A 19,231-nucleotide genomic window follows, 5' to 3' on the forward strand; every position below is an offset into this window, starting at 1 on the left:
GGTGGCGGGCTTGCCCATTCCCGGGCCGCCCGGGCAAGCCGATGTGTGCCAACGAGCCGGGGGGGCGGAGGGACGGGCGGGGTGCAGCCGCGGGGGCGGCCTTGTTCAGGTGTGACACATACGGTCCCTTGTTCAGGGAGCCGTGGATCAGCTGATCAACTGTTTGACGGAGGCCACTGGGCAAGCCTGTCTGGGCTTGCCCGGGAGTCGTTGTCTATGCTGTTGGGTAGGTGACCGACGGGCCCTGATGGTCCAGGCACCCAGTGCGGTCACCGCGCTGACCACGACTCCGTGTGCTGCCAGGCTTGGGGAGTCGGGACATCGAACGGCCGTCCTGTCTCACCAGGGCGGCCGTTCTTCCTTTCTACGGTGAACGGCTCATGTTGAGTTCTCCTTAGGCTCTAGGCCGGGGCGGATTCCGCGCCGAGCTGGGCACTGCTATCGCGCTCGATGTCGTAGCCGATCTCGAAGAGCTCGGCCGACATCCGGGTGTCGTTGACCTCTACCACCTGGCCCGTCGACGACCTGGTGACGCGGACGATCCGCAGCAGCGGGACACCGACGTCGGCCGGGAGGCCCAGCGCCTCCGCCTCCTCCGGGGACGGCATCCGCGCGGACACCGCTTCCTTCCATACGAGCGGGGCGTGCCCCATCTCTTCGAGCTCTTCGAGCCGGTCGTAGATGCCGCCCGGTCCGGTGTCGCTCTCGGCGAGCTGTGTGCCGCGGGCAAGGTCGGCCGGCAGGTAGCTGGTCGCCAGCTGCATCGCGGCCCGGGTGTCCGGGTCGCCCATGATCCGATCCCTGATGAGGACCTCCGAGCCGACGCTGAGTCCCATGGTGGCCGCAAGGTCCACAGGGATCACGCCCCACCTCACGGTGGGCGTTTCGAGCGCCACCCAGGACTGGGCGGCGGGATCGAAGTAGTACCCCTTCTCGTCCCGGTAGACCTGCCGCGACCTCGTGATTCGTCGCTTCTCCGGACGCTCACGCACGATCGTCCCTCTCCGCCGGACAGCGACGACCAGGCCTTCCTGCTCCAGCAGCTGGATGGCGCTGCGGACGGTCTGATAGCCAGCCCCGTACTGCTCCTGAAGCTCGGTCAGCATGGGCAGCTTGTCTCCCGGCTGATACCGCCCATCGGAGATTTGCTGCCGGAGCGCAGCAGCGATCTCGCGGTACGAAACGGGCATTCAGGCCGCCTTTCTAAGCATCCAACGCCATCACTATATAGCTATCTCTAATGGCGCGTCAGTCTTGACGCGCGGCATGTCGGAGTGGTCTCATCATTACCGATAGCTCTAACCGGGGGTACCGGAAGGGCTACCCATGGTTTGGCTACCCGTGCGTTCAACGACGGCACCGCCATGCCAAAAACGGCCCTCCGGGTGGTCTTGGCAGAGACCCGGAGAGCCGCGCACAGGCCGTCCACGTCTGAGGAGAACGACCCGTGAACACCATCTTCGCAGCCAGTAGCCGCACGACCCACCCGCAGGGTCTGGAACAGGTCGAGATCCTGTACCAGCTGCAGCTGATGACCGGCGTACCGGCGGTCGACTGGCTGGCCCCGCTGAACGAGTCGGCCGAACAGCAGGCGAAGCGCCTGGAGTTCCAGGCCGACGTGATCCTCGGCATCGCCGAGCACGACCCGAAGGCCGCCGCCCGCGTCGCCGAGCTGATCCGCCGGCTGGCCGGCGAGCCCGAGGCGAAGCAGCCCGACCGCGTCTTCGGCCCGGTCCCCGCGGACTCCCGCCCGGACCGCCACGGCTCCATCCCCTTCCCGTTCACCGTCGCGCTCGTGGCCTCCGTCCGGAAGGGCAAGTCGGTGCCGGCGCTCGTCTTCACCGCGCGGGAGGTGCAGGTCGCATGAGCACCAGCACCCCGCGCGGCCTGCCCCTGAAGGTCCAGGCCCTGGTGACGACGTGGTCCATCACCGCCTTCATCCTCTTCGGCGCCGGCTGGCTCCTGGGCCTTGAGGCGACCTGGTGGCAGCGCGTACTGCTCGCGATCCCGGTCGCCAGCCTCGCCTACCTCGACAGCCGCGGCCACACGCCCATCGTCGAGATCCGCGCCCGCCTGACCCGGCTCCTCGCCGAACTCGGCGCGATCCAGCTCCCCCTGGCCGTGGCCGGCGGCGCCTGGCTCCTCGGCCTCACCCCCGGCGTCGCCGAACGCATCGGCGTCTGCCTGGTCATCGCCCTCGTGACGGCCCTGTACCGCTACGCCCCGCACGCGGCCACCCCGACCGCCGGAGGTACCCCGTGAGCCTCACCGACTTCCGTACCGCCCGCCGCGAGGACAACGCCGCCGAGGCCGAGCAGAACCGCCTGGCCGAAGAACTGCGTGCCCGTCTCGACCGCGAGGAGCGGCAGCAGGCCTTCGACCAGGAGCAGGCGCGCGCCGCCGCCGAGCAGGAGGCCAAGGACCGCGAGGCCGAGCGCGTCCGCAAGGCCAAGGAGGCCGAGGCCGCCGCCAAGCTCGCGAAGGAGAAGGCCGACCAGGCCGCGAAGGCAGCGGCCGACAAGGAGAAGCGGCGGGAGAAGGCCCGGCGCCGCAAGGAGGCCCGCGAGCGTTTCGCCGCCCGGCTCAACGCCGCCCCGGCTTGGCTGGCCGAACACCTCGACCTGGCCGCCGCCCTGGCGGTCATGGCGTGCAGCATCGTCCCGGCTCTCATCTCCCAGGCCGCCTCGCTGACCGGCACGGGCATCCTCACCGAGATGGGCTGGGTGGGCTTCCTTCTGGTCGCCCTCCTGCCGGTGATGCTGGAGTGCTCCGCCTGGGCGGCGACGGCCGGCGAGGCCAAGGCCATGCAGCAGGGCCGCTCGCCGTGGCCGTACCGGATCGCGATCTACACCTTCGCGGGCCTGGCGGCCTGGATCAACTGGCTCCACGGCCAGCAGGTCGGCGGCGACAAGTACGGGACCATCCTGGGCGCCGTACTCGCTGCCTCCTCGATCATCCCCATCGCCGTCTGGCAGCTGGTCCAGCTCGGCCGGCACCAGGAAGCCCGGGCGCGGCTGAAGGCCGAGCGGGCCCGGCGCAAGGACGTGAAGGCCACCCGCAAGCAGCGCGAGGACCTGCTGCCGCAGGTCTGGGCGACGGCGAAGACGCTGCGCGCCATCGCCGGGCACGAACTGCTCTCCGAAGACGAGGCCTGGCACGCCGCGTACGGCGTGCACGAAGGCACCGGCGCTGACCTGCCCGAGGAATTGCTCCGGCACCTGTCGGCCGACATGCTCGGGCTGCGCGTGGACGCGGAAGGCCGTCTGGCGGAGGTTCTGGAGGAGCTCGCGGACGCGCGCCGCATGCGCCTGACCGCTTCCGCGAAGGTGTCCGCAGTGGCGGCCGAGAACGTCCCTGAGGAGTCCGTGAAGGCGGTCGCGGAAGAGCCTGCAACCCTCCCCACACGGGTCTTTGCGGGCACCCGTGACGGACTCGTGGAGGGCCCGGCGAACGCTTTCCGGTGGAATGGATCTTCGCAGGTCAACCCGTCCGTCCCCCCGTCCGCGCGCACACCCGAAAAGGCGTCCGCACGGAAGCGCGAGGCTGCGGCCGCAGGCTCGAAGCGGCGTTCCGTGACGGCCCCGGTGCGTAGGCTCTCGCCGGCCGCCCGGCGGGCCGCCGCGGAAACCGCCAGGAACTACGACGCGACCGAGAACGCCGCGATCGAGGAGTGGATCCGCAGCGAGATCCGCGACGGCCGGATCCCCAACGCCAAGGGGGTCACCGCGGAGACGAAGCAGCGCCGCGCGGAAGCCCACGGAGACAAGGCCATCGAGCCGAGCAAGTCCTGGGTCTACGACCGCCTCGCCAAGGCCAAGTCGACCCGCAGCAACTCCGGGAGTCGGTGATGCCGCGAACCAGCCCCCGCTACGACGACCCGCAGGGTCAGGAGTTCGGCATACCGACCTGGCCCTGGAAGCTCGGCCCCGACCCCGAGGTCATGGCCACCTACCGACAGCTGCGCGCCCGCGGGCTGCGCCCGGGCGGCCAGCCCGTGGCCGGCCAGCTCGGGTGGACCCGCCAGGGCAACCCGATGTTCGCCGCCCTCTACCTGGTCGAGCTGGCCCAGCCGAAGCGGCCGATGACGGAGGCGCGATGGGCCGCGATCCGCAAGGCGGCGGCGGCCCGCCGGGTCTGCCCCGAGTGCCACACCGAGAAGGACTACGAGATCCCCAAGCGCTACGGGGTCTGCAACGACTGCCCCGGCGGCGCGAACGCCGCCTGACCCGAACACCTTCCCCCAGAGCGCAGGGCGGGGCCCGCCGGTCTCAACCGACCAAAGCGATGCCCGGCTTCCCCGCCCCGCGCTCACCCCCGACAGGAGGCGTGACCAGCATGACCGAGATCGACACCAACTCGAAAGTCGACGACCCTCGCCTGTGGGCCAAGGTCGGCCAGGGCATGGACCGCAAGGTGCTCTGGGAGGCCGCCGAGCTGATTGTCTCCGCCCAGTTCGGTTCCCGGTCCATGCTCCAGCGCAAGCTGCGCATCGGCTGGGAACTGACGGGCCGGATGATGGACGCGCTGGAGGCCCTCGGCGTCGTCGGCCCCGACCAGGGATCCCAGGCCCGCGAGGTGAAGATCAAGCTCGTCGAGGACCTGGAGCCGGTCTTCGAGACCCTCTACGGCGACGGCGGCCCCGCCTTCACGGCCCTGCTGCACACGGACCGCGAGACGCCGGCCGACATCCCGGCCCAGCCGACGGACCTCCCGGCCGACGAAGACGAAGACGAGGACGACGAGCCAGCGCCGGAGCACAACCGGCCGGTGGAAGGCACCGTCTACACCCCCCAGGAGTGGGAGCTGCGCGAGGACCCGGAGGGCGACCGCCCCTGGATCAACCCGCAGCTGCGCACCAAGGACGGCCGCAAGGCCCGCTACGCCTACCTGCGCCGGCAGGCCCGCCGCCGGGCGCGGAAGGCCGCCGCCCGCCAGCTCACCGTGCACGGGGTCGTCCCGCGGGCCCTGCGCGGGGAGCAGCGGGTACGCAGTTGGGTGATCGGCATGGAGGGTTACAAGGCCGCGGCCGACGAGCGCCTGGCGCTCGCCGCCGTCAGGACCGCCGACCGCAGCGCCCGCCGCGCGCAGCTCGCGCTCCTGAACCGGGAGCAGAAGCAGGCCCAGGCGGCCAGGCTCCAGCTGGAGGCCGGCAAGCAGCTGGCAGTCGCGCAGAGCGCCCGGAAGACCGCGAAGCGAGCCGTCGCGTTCCGCGCCGGAGTCACCTACGGCCCGCTGGTCCTGGCCGACGCGGCCGCCTACGGCTTCGCCGACGTCTGGGGCTTCTTCGGCGCGCTGGTGCTCAACCTCGCCGGGATCTCAATGCTGGGCCGTGACGTCGAGGTGAGCGAGGAGGAGCTGGAGAAGCTGGAGCGGATCGAGGCCGGCGCCCCGCAGCAGATCAGTGTGGGCATGACGCCGCGGATGTTCGAGCAGATGATGCGCCAGGCCCTCACCGAGGACCTGAAACTCAACCTCTCGGCCCTGCGGGTCGACCCCCACGCGTGGGGCTTCGAGATCCACGTCTGGCTGGAGCGGATGACCCCGGAGACGATGTCCAAGGGGCTGGACCTGCTGGAGGCATGCCTTCCCGGCGTACGCACCGGCAGCGTGCTGCTCCAGCAGTCCGCGCAGTCCCGCAACTACTGCGTCATCCGCGTACCAGGCCCCAACCCGTGGCAAGCCGTTCCCGAACTGCCAGTCCGAGAACCGAAGTCCGTTTCCACCACCGACCTCCACAAGGAGCAGATCGGCGGCGACATGGCGGGGCGGCCGCTGGCCCTGCCCATGTGCCGGACCAACGTCAACGTCGTCGGCAAGAGCCGATCGGGGAAGTCCACGATCCTGCGGGCCATCCTGGACGTGCTCACCGCGACCGAGGACCAGATCGTCATCGGCATCGACCTGGGCGGCGCCGGCAGCGGCTTCGGCGGGCTCCGGCACGCCATGCACGTGGTGGCCACGACCCCGGCGGAGGCGAAGGCCGCGCTCCAGTGGGTGCTGGACATCGGCAAGGGCCGGCCCGGGCTCTTCGACCGCCTCGGCATGGGTGAGAACTGGGTCACCTCCGGGGAACGACCCGGCATCAAGGTCATCGTGGACGAGTTCCCCGCGCTGGTCCGCGAGAGCCGCAAGGGCTACTACGACGAGGACCTCAAGCGGCAGGTCTCCTGGGACCTCGACGGCATGCTCGCCGAGATCTCGATCACCTGCGCCAAGAGCGACGCCACCGAGGTCATCGCCGGCCAAGGCGTCACGAAGGAGAAGATCAAGGACAACACCTGGGTGGTGGAACTGCCCGTCCAGGTGCTGGCGGCCTGCGACAAGGACGACGTCATCCAGATCCTCGGCGACGGCATGCTCGCCCAGGGGTGGCGCGCCGACCGGCTCACCCCCGCGATGGGTGACCAGCTCAACGACGCCTCCGTGGTCTACGTGATGGCCGGCAACGCCTACTGCGAACCCATCCCCTACCGCGGCTGCTACGCCGGCCCCGAGGAGCTGCTGCGCCGCGGCCGGGCCCGGGCCCAGGCCGGGCTGGTCGACATCGACCCCGAGTCCGCGAAGCTCAGCCGCATCTCGCTGCGGAGCCTGATGGAGACCAGCGCCCGGAACTACGCCGCCGGCGGCCAGGAGCAGGGCGCCGTCCCCCAGCTGATCACCTCCATCCGCGAGGTCTACCGGGCGGCCGGGGACCCGAGCGGCCTCCAGCTGGAGGAGATCGCGGCCGGCCTCGCGCAGGACGACGCCGACCGCTGGGACCTGGAGGCGTTCGACGGGGACGACGCCGCGGACCAGGAGGCCGCCCGCGCCGCCGCGCTGAAGGCGGCGATCAAGGCGGTGCTCGCCCCCGGCGGCAAGTCCTGGACGACCGACAGCTACCGGCGCCCGGGCGAGAAGAGCACGGTCAAGGGCTACTGCCTGCGCCACCTCAAGAAGATCACCGGCGAGGACGCAAGCGCCTCCTGAGCGCCGGAACACTCCAGGAACACGCAGGTCAGCGCGCCGGAACAGGCCGAGAACAGGGACGGAACACCTCGCGGAACCGGTGACGGTGTTCCCCGCCCCGCACCTGTTCCCACCATGTTCCGGCCCCCTGACCTGCACGTTCCTCCCCGTTCCCGGCTGTTCCCCGCCCGAAAGATCCCCAGGAGTCCGTAATGATCGACCCGACCCGCACCCACGACCCGGACGCCGGCTACTACCGCATCACCGCCGAGCGCCGCTTCAACTACCTCCGAATCGACCCCGACCGCACCATCCGCGTCATCTGGCAGGCCCTGCCCGTCACCTGCCCGATGTGCGGCGCCGACACCGGCCTGACCCTCGTCCTGGAGCGCGCCGCGCAGCCCGTGGTCGAGGTGCTCTGCCCGGCCCGGCACGAGTGGTCCGAGCACCTCATCGACCCCGGCCACTTCACCGCCTGGGCGGACATGCGCTGGACCATCCCGAACTGGGACATGCACTGGATCCTGGAGGCCGGCTTCGGTGAGCAGCCGCCCCCGCCCATCGACCTGGTCGAAGAGGTCCCCAAGGCCGCGCGGATCGTCACCAAGTTCCTGGTGAGGGAGGCGAAGAAGCGCGTCCGCCGCCAAGTCCGCCGTCGCGTCCGCAGGGTGAAGAAGAAGGCCGTCAACGTCGCCTACTCCCCGGTCGCGGCCCTCATCCGCACCGCCTGGGCCATGCAGGCCGGCATCCCGCAAGAGGCGCCCGCCCCGGCGCAGAAGAAGGGCAAGCAGGCCCCGGGGCCGAAGATCCCCTCCGTCGCCAAGTACCGCGCCGCGTACGGCATGCCTGCACCGGTCAAGGGGCTGGCGTGCCTGGTCTGCGAGGACAAGGGGCGGATCGTGGCGCCGGGCCTGGACATCTCGTGCACCGAGTGCGAGGGCCCGGCCGCGGCGGCCCTGGCCGCCGCCGAGCGCAAGGCCGCCCGGGCCCGGGCCGGCGGCCGCACCCCCGCCGACCCGAAGGCGGGGCCCCGCGACGAGGAGGCGGCCGTCGGCGCCCAACGGCCCGCGGCGGCCAACTCCCGCTCCGGCGCCGTGACCAGCGCCGACGCGTAGCCGGGGAAGAGCCCGCAAATCCCTGAATGCATTCACTTGAAATGCATTCTTTGGAGATGCATACTTGAGACATGCAAGGCCCCCGGGCAGCAAGTCCCGGACACCCACACCCGCACCCTCCGACCAGGGAGTTCGCCTTGACCACCTCGAAGACCTTCACCGCCACCGCCGCCGGACCCCTGTGGACCGACGTCATCAGCCACCTGGGCAAGGTCAACATCACCATCGACCCGACGCTGACGAATGCGGTCGTCACCGTGAGCACAGGTGACGACGAGGGCCCGCTCGCCGACGCCGTACGCGGCGCCACGATGGAGGAGAGCACCCATCAGGCCCTGAACAGCCTCACCGTCCGCGTCCCCAAGGTCGAGGGCAACACGATGACGATGGGCAACTCCACCTTCAACTTCAGCGGCAACAGCATGGTCGTCGGCCAGAACTTCGGCGTCATCAGCGGCTCGGTGACGGGCATGACCATCAGCGGCGGCGACATCACCATCGGCGGCCGCGTCGTCGCCCCGAAGGGCACCGTCGTCTCCGGCGGCGGCATGGGCACCATCACCGTCGACGTGACGCTGCCGAGCGACATGTCCTCGGTCCGGATGGAGACCACCAGCGCCGACCTCACCGTCAACGGCGACCTCCAGGTCCTGGACTTCCACTCGCTCTCCGGCGACGTCGAAGCCCGCAGCGTGAACACGCTGCGCGGCAACACCACCAGCGGCGACTTCGAGGTGGGCCGCGTCGAAGCCCGGGTCGACATCAGCTCCATCTCCGGCGACTTCGAGATCGGCGCGTACAACGGCTCGGAGTTCCGAGCCAACACCGTCTCCGGCGACGTCCACGTCACCGCGACCCCCGCCGCCATCGGCTCGATCGACGTGAGCACGGTCTCCGGTGGCATCACCACGCGCGGCACGGGCCACCTGCGCGAGCGCGTGCGCACCGTCTCCGGCAAGCTCCGCAGCCGCTGACTTCGCCCCGGGGCGGCCGCCTTCTGGCTACCAACCTTCACCGGCCGCCCCGGGCCTCCCATCCCACTCCACAGGAGCGGGGGGCAAACACCATAGTCCCTCACCTTCCGACCCGCACGGCCGCCAGGTCGCCAACTCAGCCGGCCGCCTTCCCAACCGTCCAGCACCAGCAAACCGAAGGAGCACTTCGTGACCCACACCCTGGTCCACCCCGCCGGAACCGTCCGCCCCGAGTCCCTGAAGCACCGCCCGGTCCGGGCCGCGCGCGCCCGGCGCGCCGGCGTCAAGGCCCTGTCCGCCGTCATTCGCTACGACGGCATCGTGATCATCGCTTGCACCGGCACCCTCGGACTCCACGCGATCGTCAACAACGACGGCCCGCTCGCGAACCTGACCCTCCCCGGAGCCGTCGTCACGTGGCTCACTCTCATCGGCGCCCTCTACGTCATCAACGCTGCCGCCAACGGGCTCATCGACCGGATCAACCCGGACCGCTGGGACGGCGACACCGCCTACGCCCTGACGGAAGAGCTCGACCACATCCGCGCCGACATCGACTTCGGCGCCGAGCCGGACGAGATCCACCAAAGCCTCCACACCAGCGGTCTGCTGACAGCGACGGGCGCGCTCTCGCGCAGGCTCGGTGTGGCCTTCGCCGAGCGCGGCGAGGAGGACCAGGCGCAGCGCCTCTATGCGGCCGTCCTTCACCTGCGCAAGGCGGAGGAGGCGTTCGGGTACGGCCAGGTCGGTGACGAGTGGGCCGACGACGCCCGCAAAGATCTGAAGTAGAGGCGCCCCGGGGACGGCGGCCAGGTCGCCAAACTCAACCCACCGTCCCCGGGTCTCCCAACCAGCTCCAACCGGAGCAGGAGGGCCGGACCCATCGTCCCTCACGACCGCGAGGAGCCCAAATGACCCCCCGCCCCGACAACGAGCCCACCACCGCCGAAGACATCAAGGCCGCCGTGCAGATCGCGCAGACCGCACGCGACAACGCCGTACTCGCCGCCGAGAAGGAGTTCTGGCAGCGGATGGGCGAGCTCAGCAAGAGCTACCACGGCGCCCAGCAGCACGTCGCCGACGCGATGGGCCGCAAGCGCGACTACGTCTACAAGAACGTTCGGAAGTACACCGCCTGATCCACCGCCTCCGGGGCCGGCCTCCAGGTCGCCAAAACTCAGCCGGCCGCCCCCGGAGCTCCCAACCTCACCGTCCCGCAGCAGGCAGGAAGGCTTCGCCATGCCCGCATCCGCAGCACCCGCCACCTTCGGCACCCAGGCTCCCGACACGAGCACCCGCCTCCTGGCCGACGAGGTCGAAGCCTGGCTCAAGAGGATCACCAAGGCCCCGGCCCCGGCACCCGCCCCGGCCCACGAACAGCCCGAACCCTCCGCCGGGTTCGACATCCCGGCCCTGGTGGCCGCCGGGCTCGCCGAGGTCGAGCGCAGCGAACGGGCCACCGCCGCCGCCCAGGCCGCCGCCCGCCCCTCCCTGCTCGACCGGATCACCCGCCGCCACCAGCGGCCGGCCACCCGCGCGAGCCTGCACATCCGCCGCGCCGCGGCTGTGCTGGCCACCGGCGGCTGGTGCCGCGGAGAACTCCGCGACGCCACCGGCCGCCACTGCATCCTCGGCGCCCTCATGGCCGCGCCGGCCGACGCCGACACCACCAACCGCTCTCACATCTACATCCGCTCCGCGATGGCGGAACCGGCCGCGTACGCCCAGCCCACGGCGGCCTACCGGGCCCGCCTGGAGGCGCAGTGGCGCAGCGAGGGCCGTGACCCGCGGGCCCTGAGCCGCCAGTTCGACATCGCCGTGAACAACAACATCGCGGTCCCGACCGTCGGCGCCGTCCTCGACCTCCTGCAGCGGGCCGCCGAGCTCGCCGAGCGCGCCGGGGACTGACAGCAGGGGTAGCCCACTAGATCTAGTGATGAATGGCAGTTATAGTTTTCTTGTTGGGTTCGGGTGGTCCTTCCACCCGACCTCCGAACTCCCCCCCAGAAGGGACCGTCATGCTCCGCATCTCGACCCAGCACTTCCTCTTCGGAGGCGGCCGCCTCAGCAGGTACGCCAAGACCATCGCCCCCGACGCCGAGAAGATCGTCCGCGACAAGTTCGGCTCCCTGCCGGCCGTCCACCTGGTCCTCAACGGCGACACCAGCCGGATGGACCACCTGGTGAACACCGCGGAAGCCCAGCTCCTGACCGGCATCAACCCCACACAGGTCAACACCGTCAGCCGCCCCGACCGCCACTCCCGCCAGGCCTACGGCCAGACGTCCATCGACCGCGGCGGAGCGCTGATCGTCCTCCAGATCTGCAACATGCGCCACGAGCGCGACGTCCTCGAAACCCTCGTGCACGAGCTCGTCCATGCCCACCAGCTCGGTGACCGCTCCGCCCGCGAGCTCCACCTCAAGTACCTCAAGCACGTCTGGGGCCGGCAGCCCATGAAGCCCAACACCCTCACCGCCTACGAGCTGCTGATCGAGCAGCGCGAGGTCGAGGCCTACGACGCCGAGGCCTTGGCCGCCCAGCTCTGAACCCGACAGGAGGACCGCCATGAAGATCCGACTTCCCTGGCCGAGCCGCGCGGACCGCCGCCTCTGGCGCGCCGCCACCACCTTCTCCGACCTCGCCGAGCTGACCGCCCGCTGGCTCGAAGGCGACATCCGCTCCTGCGCCGGGAACGTGCCGAACTACGGGCCCGACGACGAGACCCTCCCCCTCATCGGCTGCCTGGCCGCCGCGAACCGGGCCGGATTCCTCACCGACGACTCCCAGCCCGGCTACGACGCCGCCGACTACGCCGGCAACCTGTGGGAGCAGCGCGCCGCGGTCACCGGATTCGTCGCCGATCCCGAGATCCTCACCCGCCTCGTCGACTTCACCGAGCAGGCCGGCCTCGACCTGCTCGTCCGGTTCCATGGCGACGAGTTCCACCCCGGCATGGTCGTCTCCCGCGTCAACGGCCTGGACTACACCCGGTACGGCCGCACCCTCACCCGCCCCGAGCTCCGGCACTCCTGGCACAGCCGCCTCGTCGGCGACACCGCCTTCGACACCCTGGCCCGCGCCGCCCAGCTCACCATCGCCGACACCGCCTTCGAGCCCAGCGACTTCCTCTGGACCGTCCTGGACGAAGCCCTTCACCTGCCGAGCACGGCCGGCCGCTGACGGCCCCCCGCGGTGCCCGGCCCCACCTCCCGAGGACCGGGCACCGCCGAGGACCGGAACAGCCGGCCCGCCACGAGACGGAGAACTGATGACCTCCACCACCGTCCCGAACCCCGACCCCACCACCGTGATCGCCGACATCCGGCGCCGCGCCGCCGCCGGCACCCTGCCCCTCACCGTCCAGATCCTCCAGCTGCTCGGCGCCTCCATGGAGACCGAGGCCCGCCTGGCGGCCGCCGAGGCCATCTTCCCCGGAATCACCCACCTCACCGACGAGAAGCCGGCCGCGCTCGCCGTGTTCCGTGCCGAACGCCGCAACATTCCGTACGGCACCTTCACCACCCGGGAGGCCGCCCGGACCTTTGCCGAAGCCCGGCTGGTGAGGCGGCGCACCCTTCCTGCTGGCGTCACCACAGGCTGGGTGCCGGACAGCGGAGACGAGGACGCCTGCGAGGACCTCGTGATGTTCGGCCCCGGCCCGGACGACGAGGGCACGACCAGCATCCGCATCACCGTGCTGCCCGTCCGCGTCGACTTCGACCCGGACGCCGAGGGATGACGATGCCCCAGTTCATGTGGGAGGTCGACGTCCCGATAGAGCGCGCGGGCACCGGCGAGCGCGGAGTACATGTCTTCACAGGGCTCGCCGAGAACGGCCGCGAGGCCCGCCAGGCCGCACAGCGCGCCTGGGAGACGGCCCTCCTCCACACCCTGGCCGGCCAGGACGTCCCCGCTGCTTCGTGCCGCACCGACTGGTCCGCCCGCGGACTGCGCCCCGGCTGGAACCTCCGCTGGGACCAGGCCGAACACAAGGGCATCGACCGATAGCTCCGCCCCGGGACGGCCGTCAAGGCCTCAGAAACCGCCGGCCGCCCCGGGCCCCTCACCCGCCAAGACGAGAGAGAGACCACCATCATGCACGCCGTCCGCCGCAAGCAGCACCACACCTCCACCACCCGCCCGCTGAGCACCGCCGGCCGGTTCCTGAAGTCCCTCGCCAAGGCCAACCCCCTGCTCGCCGACCGCGCCTTCGTGTGCAGCCGCTGCGCCGTCGCCTGGCAGGGCGACGAGGCCGACTGCTGGAGCTGCGGCCTGCCCGCCACCTTCGGCTCCCACCACCACAGCTCCGCGCTCCTCCACCTCCTCGCCCCCACCAAGATCTCCCGCACCCTCGTCCCGACGGGAGCAGCGTCATGACCGGCCTCGCCTCCCTGACCTGGCTGATCGGCACCCAGGCCCTCAGCGACCACATCACCGCCCGCGTCAACGAACTCGTCAAGGCCGGCACCGAGTACGCGGCGGCCTGCACCAAGGTCACCGACGCCGCCGACGCCAGCGAGGCATGGGCCATCGCCGCCACCCGCCAGACCTGGATCCGCCGTCACGACGTCGACCCCGACGAGATGCCGGTCCGCAGCCTGTACGTCCTGGAGCGCACCGACACCCACGTCGTCGTCGCGTACATCGACCTCGACCAGGCCGCCGACGACACCGACGACGGAGACCGCTCCAACCTCCCGCCGGAGAAGGCAGCCCAGAACGACCACGACCAGGGCGTGGAGTACCCCTTCGAACTTCTGGAGATGTCCTTCGAGCTCGCGGCCTGGGAGCCCTTCGAGCACCTGCTGCCCACCGCAGCCGTCCCGGCCGCCGGCACCAAGGGGGTGGGGGAGTGACCACCACCGACCTCGCCCCCTGGCCGCAGCTGACCGGCAACGAACCGTGCCGGGCGCCCGGGGCCGACCCCGAGGACTGGACCGGGACCACCCTGAAGCAGCGCGCGAACGGTCAGAAGGCCTGCCTCAGCGGATGCCCCGAGGCCGTCCGCGAGCAGTGCCTGGCTTGGGCCCTGGACCACCCGACCCGCGCCGGATCCGCGATCTGGGCCGGCACCACCCTCAGCGACCGGCGCCGCCTGCGCGCCGAGCGCCGCGACGCCGCCGCGGCCTGACGGCCACCACCCCGCTCACCCGTCCGTCCGGTACGGCTCACCCGTACCGGACGGACGGCCCCGACCTCACCGCACCCCGGGCGCACCCCGGCCCCGGCCGGACCGCCGCCCGCCCGCTCGGAAGGGAGCAACGATGAAGTTCCGTACGGACCTCGCCCCGCTCGCGGCCGCCGTCACCGACGCCGCCCGGGCCCTGCCCGCCCGGCCCCCCGTCCCCGTCCTCGCCGCGATCCGGCTGGAGGCCACCGCCGGCACCCTGGCCGTCGCCGCCTTCGACTACGAGACCAGCGCCCAGGCCACCGTGGACGCCGAGGTCACCACCCCCGGCACCGTCCTGGTCTCCGGCCGCCTCCTCGCCGACATCACCCGCACGGTCAAGGGCACCCACCCGGTCGACCTCGAACTCGACGGCACCCGCCTGGTTCTCACCTCCGGCCGCACCCGCTACACCCTGCACACCCTCCCGCTGGAGGAGTACCCCACCCTGCCCCGGCCCGCGGCCGCCAGCGGCACCGTGGCCGGGCACGCGCTCGCCGAGGCCATCCACCAGGTCGCCACCGCCGCCGGCCGCGACGACGCCCTCCCGATCCTCACCGGCATCCAGGCCGAGATCACCGACGACACGATCACCTTCGCCGCCACCGACCGCTACCGCTTCGCGCTCCGCCCCATCCCCTGGACTCCCGCCAAGGCCACCGGCACCACCACCCAGACCACCATCCCGGCCAAGTCCCTCGCCGAAGCCGCCAAGATCCTCGCCACCGACGACCAGGTCCACCTCACCCTCCCCGCCTCCCACGGCGTCCTCGGCCTGGCCGGCCGTACGCGCACCCTCACCCTGCGCGCCATGGACGGCCAGCTCCCCGACCACAAGGCCCTGTGGCCCACCGATTTCACCGCCACCGCCGACCTCGACGCCAGCGACCTCGCCGACGCCGTCAAGCGCATGGCCCTCGTCGCCGAACGCGGTCACCCCGTCAAGCTCCACCTCACCGACGGCGCCCTGGCCCTGAGCGCCGGCACCGCCGACGACGCCTCCGCCCGCGACCAGGTCACCGCCACCACCGACCTGCTCACCGGCGCCCCCGTGACCATCGCCTTCAACCCCGGCTACCTCCTCGACGGCGTCACCGCGCTGAAGACGGACCGGATCCGCCTCCAGATCGTCAACCCGGTCAAGCCGGCGCTCCTGGTCCCCGCCGAAGCGAACCCCACCGCGCTGCGCTACCTGATCATGCCGATCCGCCAGTCCGGCTGACCCACCCCCGGGGCGGCCACCACCCAGGCCGGCCGCCCCGGCCCGCGGCGCCGACCGCCACCCCGCAGACAGCCCCCCAGCACGCCAACCACCTAAGGAGAAGCAGATGTTCAACGCCGGTGCCGAGGTAGAGATCCTCGACTGCGCGGACGATCCCCGGGCCAAGGGCAAGACGGGCAGGATCGTCGACGAGGTCCCGCCCGGCCCGCTCACCGAAGGGCGGTGGACGGTGAACAGGATCAGCATCTTCATCGGCCCCGTCCTGTGCCACACGCACGAGCTGCGAGCGACGGGCCGATGACATTGGTGGACGCCGCCCGGCAGTGGATCCACTCCCTGCTGCTGGCCCTGCTCTGGGGCGGAGGCGCCGTGGTGCTTGTCGGCATGGTCAGCGCAGCGCCCCGCTTCCTCGCCACGGGCATCTACGTGCTCCGCCCCAGGCCCAGCCGGCCGAGTCCGGAATCCCACCGCGCCGTCGTGCGCCGGCGGGTGATCCAGCGAGACCACGACCGCATCAAGGATGAGTACGGTCGGCTCCGCATCGACCCGTTCCGCGGCGACGAGCTCGCCGTCCTCGACGACCTGACGGTCCCCGAAGCCGTCGCCCTCGTCCAGGCGCTCGCCGCCGCCGGCGACGCCGCCGAGACCACCGACCCCCCGACGTACGAGAAGGCCGTGCTGCACCTGGCCAAGGCCTGGCGCCAGGCCCAGGCACGAGCCGCGAAGACCGAGCCCCAGCCGCTTCCGGACCGACCCCTTGAACCCAGGGCGCGCACCACGGAGGCCGGCGTCCCATCCAACCGGCGCCGGCCGCGCCCGCCCATCCCGAAGGAACAGACATGCCGATGAACCCCGAGCACCACCACCGCGACCTCCAGGCCGCCGGCCTCATCGCGGCCGCCGCCCCCGCCACCTCCGAGCAGCTGCTCAACCCGTCCGACACCTCCACCGACCGGCCCACGGTCGTCACCCTCTGCGGATCCACCGCCTTCTGGGAGGAGCTCGCCGAGGCCAACTTCCGCGAGACGGCCGCCGGCCGGGCAGTCCTCGCGCCCGGCATCGACCTGAAGAAGGCTCACCCCCTGTGGGCGGAACCCGCGGCCGCCGAGAAGCTCAAGCTCGCGCTGGACGCGCTGCACCGCTGGAAGATCCGGGCCTGCGACGAGGTCCTGGTCGTCAACCCAGGCTGCTACATCGGCGACTCCACCCGCGCCGAGATCTCCTACGCCCACCAGCTCGGCCGCCCCGTCCGCTACACCGACCCGGTCGGTCACGCCGTCATCCTCGACCGCCCCGGCCTGGACCCGGTACGGATCGGCCCGTACGAACACGAGAGCCGCGCCGAGGAGATCGCCGCCGGCCTGCGCAGGCAGCTGCACCACACCGCGCACATCGAGGGCACCGTCATCACCACCGGCGCCTTCCGCCCCGACCTTGACCACCTCGAACCGCAGGTCCCCAAGGACCCGTACGCGCTGGCCGACGCCATGGACACCGACCCCGACGGCGACGGCACCGGCCGCAACTTCCCCGACCTCTACGCCCGCCTGTGCGCCCAGGAGCCGGAGGCGTACGCGAGCGACCTGTGGAAGAGGGCCTGCTGGGCGTACGAGCACATGCGCGCCGCCCCCGCCGACGAGTAGCCGCGGGTGCCGCCTGCCCTTCCCGTGGGGCAGGCGGCCCCTCGGGTTGCAATTATCAGTTGGCCAAGCCTGCATTGACATGCCAACTGAAACTTGGCATTCTTGAGGTGTGGGCAAGGGCCCGCACCCGACGAACGGAGGCGATGAATCATGGAGCAGACCCGGCAGTTATCGCAGGCAGCCCCCACCGAGGCGCGCCTGGCCCAGGCCCGCACCGAGGTGATCGCGGAGATGGGCAGGACCGATGCCAAGGCGTCGGCGCTCCTGACCGTACTCAGCCTCCCCCTCGCCGTCCTGGTCGCCGCTGTCCCCGACCACGACCTCCCCGTCGCCGCCACCGTCGCCGCCGGCATCGGCGCGGCCGCCCTGGCCGCCGCGATGCTCCTGGTCCTGCTGATCGTCCGCCCCCGCCTCGGCGGCGACGTCAGCGGCTCCTACCTTCACTGGGCGACCTGCACGCCCGAGCAGGCCGCCGCCGACATCGCCACCGACCGCAGCGCCGAGCGGATCGTGGTCCTCTCCCGCATCGCCGCCCGGAAGTTCCGCGCGCTCCGGCTCGCCATCGACATGACCGCCGGTGCCGTCGCCCTGCTGGTCCTCGCAGGGCTCATCACCCTCGCTGTCTGACCGGCCGATGGAGAACCGCATGCTCGCCGAAATGATCCGCCAGGCCCTCACCCGCCTGACCACCCCGATGAAGACCGCGACGTTCAAGTGCCACAAGTGCGGGCTCTCGATGAAGATCACCGACTACCCCGACCGCATCGGACCCATCCTCGACGTCGCCTTCACGCACGCCTGCAAGCCCAAGACCAAGACGCTCTGACCCCCGGGACGGACGGCACCACCGGCTACCAACCAAGCGCCGCCCGCCCCGGGCCAGCCCAACCCGCTCTCAACCGGAGCAGGGAGCAGCTACATCGTCCCTCAACCGTCACGGAGCTGATCACCATGACCCCCACCAGACCCGACACCCCCGAGGCCACCGCCGCCAAGGCCCGCCTCGACAAGGCCGCCGAGGCCCGGGACCAGGCCATCGAGACCGCCCGGCGCACCTACTGGGCCGCGGTCAAGGCCGAGATCGAGGCGAAGAACCTCACCCAGGGCGCGACCGCGGAGCACCTCGACTTCTCCCGCGAGCACGTCCGCCAGCAGCTCAAGCGCTACACCGACACCGCCGACCAGTAGGCCGGCGCCATAGGTCCCAGGGGCGGCCGCAGCATCGGCCAAGAGGTACGGCCGCCCCCGGGGCTCCCCGTCCAGAGCGGAACCGAGGAGAACACTCATGATGAACCACCGCGCCGCTACCTTCGCCGCCGCCTACGCGTTACTGCGCGCCGCGGCCGATCACGCGGACCACTGGGGGCAGTCCGATTTCGACTCCCAGGCCAAGGGCGCCACCGACGCCGCCCCGGTGACGTACGAGCACGAGGACGGCACGGTCACCACCGTCGGCACCGACGGCGGCCGCCGCGCCTGCCTCCACCACGTCATCCAGTACACCGCCACCCAGGGCCTGGTCCTCGTCGCTGGCACCCGCGTCCTCGGCATCCGCCTGCACCCGGCCGCCCTGGCCGCCGCCCTCGCGGTCTCGGGAGCAACCCACTTCGCCGCCGATCGCAGGGTGCCCCAGGGCCTCCTCCAGCGGCTCGCCGAGGCCGCTGGCAAGAAGCCCTTCTTCAACCTCGCCGACTTCGGCATCAACGGCCGGTACTGCCTCGACCAGAGCTGGCACCACTCCTGGGAGACGCTGGCCGCGCTGCTCGCCACGGTGAAGGCGTCCCACCGGTGAGCGCCGACATCACGACGGCCGTCGCCGCCATCCGTCTCGGCCTGCACGCGCTGCGCGAGAACGCGCTCGGCGACACCGCCGACCACGAGGACCAGGCCGCGGTCCTCCAGGCCCTCTACGACGACCGCAACCAGTCCAGCAGCGTGCTGGGGATGATCTCCGACCTGCTGACCGACATCGGCGTCCGGATCGAAGACCAGGTCGGCGAGGACATCACCGAGGTCATCGACGAAGCGGCCGGGTACGTCCAGGACTCCGCCGGCCAGCGCCTGGAGCGGGCCCGCGCAGCGCTCATCGCGCTGGGGGCGTCGTGAGCGTCACCGGCCACGAGGACAGCCTGCCTGCCACGTGCGACGGCTGGCCCCGACCC

The 19,231-nt window shown here is 71.5% G+C and carries 27 protein-coding genes; 26 read left to right on the forward strand and 1 reads right to left on the reverse strand.

What is annotated here, in order from left to right; translation table 11 throughout:
• Nucleotides 1-401 precede the first annotated feature (401 nt).
• The gene (locus OG624_RS42745) at nt 402-1,190 is read right to left on the reverse strand and encodes a GntR family transcriptional regulator (protein ID WP_331719681.1); all 789 of its coding nucleotides are present in this window, start codon (nt 1,188-1,190) and stop codon (nt 402-404) included.
• Between the two features lie 257 nt (nt 1,191-1,447).
• Here OG624_RS42745 and OG624_RS42750 point away from each other — a divergent pair, with 257 nt between their 5' ends.
• The 26 genes from OG624_RS42750 (at nt 1,448) to OG624_RS42875 (ending at nt 19,175) form a co-directional block, all read left to right on the forward strand.
• The gene (locus OG624_RS42750; protein ID WP_331719682.1) at nt 1,448-1,867 is read left to right on the forward strand and encodes a hypothetical protein; all 420 of its coding nucleotides are present in this window, start codon (nt 1,448-1,450) and stop codon (nt 1,865-1,867) included.
• On the forward strand, nt 1,864-2,262 hold the full coding sequence (locus tag OG624_RS42755) for a hypothetical protein (protein WP_331719683.1): 399 nt from the start codon (nt 1,864-1,866) through the stop codon (nt 2,260-2,262). Before OG624_RS42750 ends, OG624_RS42755 begins: the two co-directional genes overlap by 4 nt.
• Nucleotides 2,259-3,848 (forward strand): hypothetical protein, encoded by a 1,590-nt coding sequence (locus OG624_RS42760; protein ID WP_331719684.1) that lies wholly within the window; start codon nt 2,259-2,261, stop codon nt 3,846-3,848. Before OG624_RS42755 ends, OG624_RS42760 begins: the two co-directional genes overlap by 4 nt.
• On the forward strand, nt 3,848-4,225 hold the full coding sequence (locus OG624_RS42765; RefSeq protein WP_331719685.1) for an RRQRL motif-containing zinc-binding protein: 378 nt from the start codon (nt 3,848-3,850) through the stop codon (nt 4,223-4,225). The genes OG624_RS42760 and OG624_RS42765 overlap by 1 nt, the downstream gene beginning before the upstream one ends.
• A gap of 110 nt (nt 4,226-4,335) precedes the next feature.
• The gene (locus OG624_RS42770) at nt 4,336-6,966 is read left to right on the forward strand and encodes a DNA translocase FtsK (protein WP_331719755.1); all 2,631 of its coding nucleotides are present in this window, start codon (nt 4,336-4,338) and stop codon (nt 6,964-6,966) included.
• A 191-nt stretch (nt 6,967-7,157) separates the two neighbouring features.
• Nucleotides 7,158-8,060 (forward strand): hypothetical protein, encoded by a 903-nt coding sequence (locus OG624_RS42775; protein ID WP_331719686.1) that lies wholly within the window; start codon nt 7,158-7,160, stop codon nt 8,058-8,060.
• A 137-nt stretch (nt 8,061-8,197) separates the two neighbouring features.
• Complete coding sequence (locus OG624_RS42780; protein ID WP_331719687.1) at nt 8,198-9,034, forward strand: DUF4097 family beta strand repeat-containing protein; 837 nt, start codon at nt 8,198-8,200, stop codon at nt 9,032-9,034.
• Nucleotides 9,035-9,223: 189 nt separating this feature from the next.
• Complete coding sequence (locus tag OG624_RS42785) at nt 9,224-9,823, forward strand: hypothetical protein (protein ID WP_331719688.1); 600 nt, start codon at nt 9,224-9,226, stop codon at nt 9,821-9,823.
• Nucleotides 9,824-9,945: 122 nt separating this feature from the next.
• Nucleotides 9,946-10,173 (forward strand): hypothetical protein, encoded by a 228-nt coding sequence (locus OG624_RS42790; RefSeq protein WP_331719689.1) that lies wholly within the window; start codon nt 9,946-9,948, stop codon nt 10,171-10,173.
• Nucleotides 10,174-10,273: 100 nt separating this feature from the next.
• Nucleotides 10,274-10,942: a DUF6197 family protein gene (locus tag OG624_RS42795; protein WP_331719690.1), complete on the forward strand. Its 669-nt coding sequence runs from the start codon at nt 10,274-10,276 to the stop codon at nt 10,940-10,942.
• Nucleotides 10,943-11,052: 110 nt separating this feature from the next.
• Complete coding sequence (locus OG624_RS42800; RefSeq protein ID WP_331719691.1) at nt 11,053-11,583, forward strand: hypothetical protein; 531 nt, start codon at nt 11,053-11,055, stop codon at nt 11,581-11,583.
• Nucleotides 11,584-11,602: 19 nt separating this feature from the next.
• Nucleotides 11,603-12,217 (forward strand): DUF6919 domain-containing protein, encoded by a 615-nt coding sequence (locus OG624_RS42805; protein WP_331719692.1) that lies wholly within the window; start codon nt 11,603-11,605, stop codon nt 12,215-12,217.
• Between the two features lie 88 nt (nt 12,218-12,305).
• Nucleotides 12,306-12,776, forward strand: a complete 471-nt coding sequence (locus OG624_RS42810; protein WP_331719693.1) for a hypothetical protein — start codon at nt 12,306-12,308, stop codon at nt 12,774-12,776.
• Between the two features lie 2 nt (nt 12,777-12,778).
• The gene (locus OG624_RS42815; RefSeq protein ID WP_371640976.1) at nt 12,779-13,045 is read left to right on the forward strand and encodes a hypothetical protein; all 267 of its coding nucleotides are present in this window, start codon (nt 12,779-12,781) and stop codon (nt 13,043-13,045) included.
• An 87-nt stretch (nt 13,046-13,132) separates the two neighbouring features.
• Nucleotides 13,133-13,414: a hypothetical protein gene (locus OG624_RS42820; RefSeq protein ID WP_331719695.1), complete on the forward strand. Its 282-nt coding sequence runs from the start codon at nt 13,133-13,135 to the stop codon at nt 13,412-13,414.
• Nucleotides 13,411-13,893, forward strand: a complete 483-nt coding sequence (locus OG624_RS42825; protein ID WP_331719696.1) for a hypothetical protein — start codon at nt 13,411-13,413, stop codon at nt 13,891-13,893. Before OG624_RS42820 ends, OG624_RS42825 begins: the two co-directional genes overlap by 4 nt.
• On the forward strand, nt 13,890-14,168 hold the full coding sequence (locus OG624_RS42830; protein ID WP_331719697.1) for a WhiB family transcriptional regulator: 279 nt from the start codon (nt 13,890-13,892) through the stop codon (nt 14,166-14,168). Before OG624_RS42825 ends, OG624_RS42830 begins: the two co-directional genes overlap by 4 nt.
• A gap of 133 nt (nt 14,169-14,301) precedes the next feature.
• The gene (gene dnaN / locus OG624_RS42835; RefSeq protein ID WP_331719698.1) at nt 14,302-15,426 is read left to right on the forward strand and encodes a DNA polymerase III subunit beta; all 1,125 of its coding nucleotides are present in this window, start codon (nt 14,302-14,304) and stop codon (nt 15,424-15,426) included.
• 106 nt (nt 15,427-15,532) lie between these two features.
• On the forward strand, nt 15,533-15,727 hold the full coding sequence (locus OG624_RS42840) for a hypothetical protein (RefSeq protein WP_331719699.1): 195 nt from the start codon (nt 15,533-15,535) through the stop codon (nt 15,725-15,727).
• On the forward strand, nt 15,724-16,275 hold the full coding sequence (locus OG624_RS42845; RefSeq protein ID WP_331719700.1) for a hypothetical protein: 552 nt from the start codon (nt 15,724-15,726) through the stop codon (nt 16,273-16,275). Before OG624_RS42840 ends, OG624_RS42845 begins: the two co-directional genes overlap by 4 nt.
• Nucleotides 16,266-17,069: a hypothetical protein gene (locus tag OG624_RS42850; RefSeq protein WP_371640977.1), complete on the forward strand. Its 804-nt coding sequence runs from the start codon at nt 16,266-16,268 to the stop codon at nt 17,067-17,069. The genes OG624_RS42845 and OG624_RS42850 overlap by 10 nt, the downstream gene beginning before the upstream one ends.
• A gap of 150 nt (nt 17,070-17,219) precedes the next feature.
• Nucleotides 17,220-17,696, forward strand: a complete 477-nt coding sequence (locus tag OG624_RS42855) for a Pycsar system effector family protein (RefSeq protein ID WP_331719701.1) — start codon at nt 17,220-17,222, stop codon at nt 17,694-17,696.
• A gap of 19 nt (nt 17,697-17,715) precedes the next feature.
• The gene (locus OG624_RS42860; protein ID WP_371640978.1) at nt 17,716-17,895 is read left to right on the forward strand and encodes a hypothetical protein; all 180 of its coding nucleotides are present in this window, start codon (nt 17,716-17,718) and stop codon (nt 17,893-17,895) included.
• 125 nt (nt 17,896-18,020) lie between these two features.
• Nucleotides 18,021-18,257, forward strand: coding sequence for a hypothetical protein (locus tag OG624_RS42865; RefSeq protein ID WP_331719703.1), 237 nt, complete (start codon nt 18,021-18,023; stop codon nt 18,255-18,257).
• 97 nt (nt 18,258-18,354) lie between these two features.
• Nucleotides 18,355-18,861, forward strand: a complete 507-nt coding sequence (locus OG624_RS42870) for a hypothetical protein (protein ID WP_331719704.1) — start codon at nt 18,355-18,357, stop codon at nt 18,859-18,861.
• Nucleotides 18,858-19,175, forward strand: a complete 318-nt coding sequence (locus OG624_RS42875) for a hypothetical protein (protein ID WP_331719705.1) — start codon at nt 18,858-18,860, stop codon at nt 19,173-19,175. The genes OG624_RS42870 and OG624_RS42875 overlap by 4 nt, the downstream gene beginning before the upstream one ends.
• The last annotated feature ends 56 nt before the right edge of the window (nt 19,176-19,231 follow it).

The organism is Streptomyces virginiae, assembly GCF_041432505.1.
Taxonomy (GTDB): Bacteria; Actinomycetota; Actinomycetes; order Streptomycetales; family Streptomycetaceae; genus Streptomyces; species Streptomyces virginiae_A.

Coding starts and splice junctions, on each gene's coding strand:
- OG624_RS42745 (WP_331719681.1), bottom strand. CDS start 1,190: ATGCCCGTTTCGTACCGCGAGATCGCTGCTGCGCTCCGGCAGCAAATC.
- OG624_RS42755 (WP_331719683.1), top strand. CDS start 1,864: ATGAGCACCAGCACCCCGCGCGGCCTGCCCCTGAAGGTCCAGGCCCTG.
- OG624_RS42765 (WP_331719685.1), top strand. CDS start 3,848: ATGCCGCGAACCAGCCCCCGCTACGACGACCCGCAGGGTCAGGAGTTC.
- OG624_RS42770 (WP_331719755.1), top strand. CDS start 4,336: ATGACCGAGATCGACACCAACTCGAAAGTCGACGACCCTCGCCTGTGG.
- OG624_RS42775 (WP_331719686.1), top strand. CDS start 7,158: ATGATCGACCCGACCCGCACCCACGACCCGGACGCCGGCTACTACCGC.
- OG624_RS42790 (WP_331719689.1), top strand. CDS start 9,946: ATGACCCCCCGCCCCGACAACGAGCCCACCACCGCCGAAGACATCAAG.
- OG624_RS42795 (WP_331719690.1), top strand. CDS start 10,274: ATGCCCGCATCCGCAGCACCCGCCACCTTCGGCACCCAGGCTCCCGAC.
- OG624_RS42800 (WP_331719691.1), top strand. CDS start 11,053: ATGCTCCGCATCTCGACCCAGCACTTCCTCTTCGGAGGCGGCCGCCTC.
- OG624_RS42805 (WP_331719692.1), top strand. CDS start 11,603: ATGAAGATCCGACTTCCCTGGCCGAGCCGCGCGGACCGCCGCCTCTGG.
- OG624_RS42810 (WP_331719693.1), top strand. CDS start 12,306: ATGACCTCCACCACCGTCCCGAACCCCGACCCCACCACCGTGATCGCC.
- OG624_RS42815 (WP_371640976.1), top strand. CDS start 12,779: ATGCCCCAGTTCATGTGGGAGGTCGACGTCCCGATAGAGCGCGCGGGC.
- OG624_RS42820 (WP_331719695.1), top strand. CDS start 13,133: ATGCACGCCGTCCGCCGCAAGCAGCACCACACCTCCACCACCCGCCCG.
- OG624_RS42825 (WP_331719696.1), top strand. CDS start 13,411: ATGACCGGCCTCGCCTCCCTGACCTGGCTGATCGGCACCCAGGCCCTC.
- dnaN (WP_331719698.1), top strand. CDS start 14,302: ATGAAGTTCCGTACGGACCTCGCCCCGCTCGCGGCCGCCGTCACCGAC.
- OG624_RS42840 (WP_331719699.1), top strand. CDS start 15,533: ATGTTCAACGCCGGTGCCGAGGTAGAGATCCTCGACTGCGCGGACGAT.
- OG624_RS42845 (WP_331719700.1), top strand. CDS start 15,724: ATGACATTGGTGGACGCCGCCCGGCAGTGGATCCACTCCCTGCTGCTG.
- OG624_RS42850 (WP_371640977.1), top strand. CDS start 16,266: ATGCCGATGAACCCCGAGCACCACCACCGCGACCTCCAGGCCGCCGGC.
- OG624_RS42855 (WP_331719701.1), top strand. CDS start 17,220: ATGGAGCAGACCCGGCAGTTATCGCAGGCAGCCCCCACCGAGGCGCGC.
- OG624_RS42860 (WP_371640978.1), top strand. CDS start 17,716: ATGCTCGCCGAAATGATCCGCCAGGCCCTCACCCGCCTGACCACCCCG.
- OG624_RS42865 (WP_331719703.1), top strand. CDS start 18,021: ATGACCCCCACCAGACCCGACACCCCCGAGGCCACCGCCGCCAAGGCC.
- OG624_RS42870 (WP_331719704.1), top strand. CDS start 18,355: ATGATGAACCACCGCGCCGCTACCTTCGCCGCCGCCTACGCGTTACTG.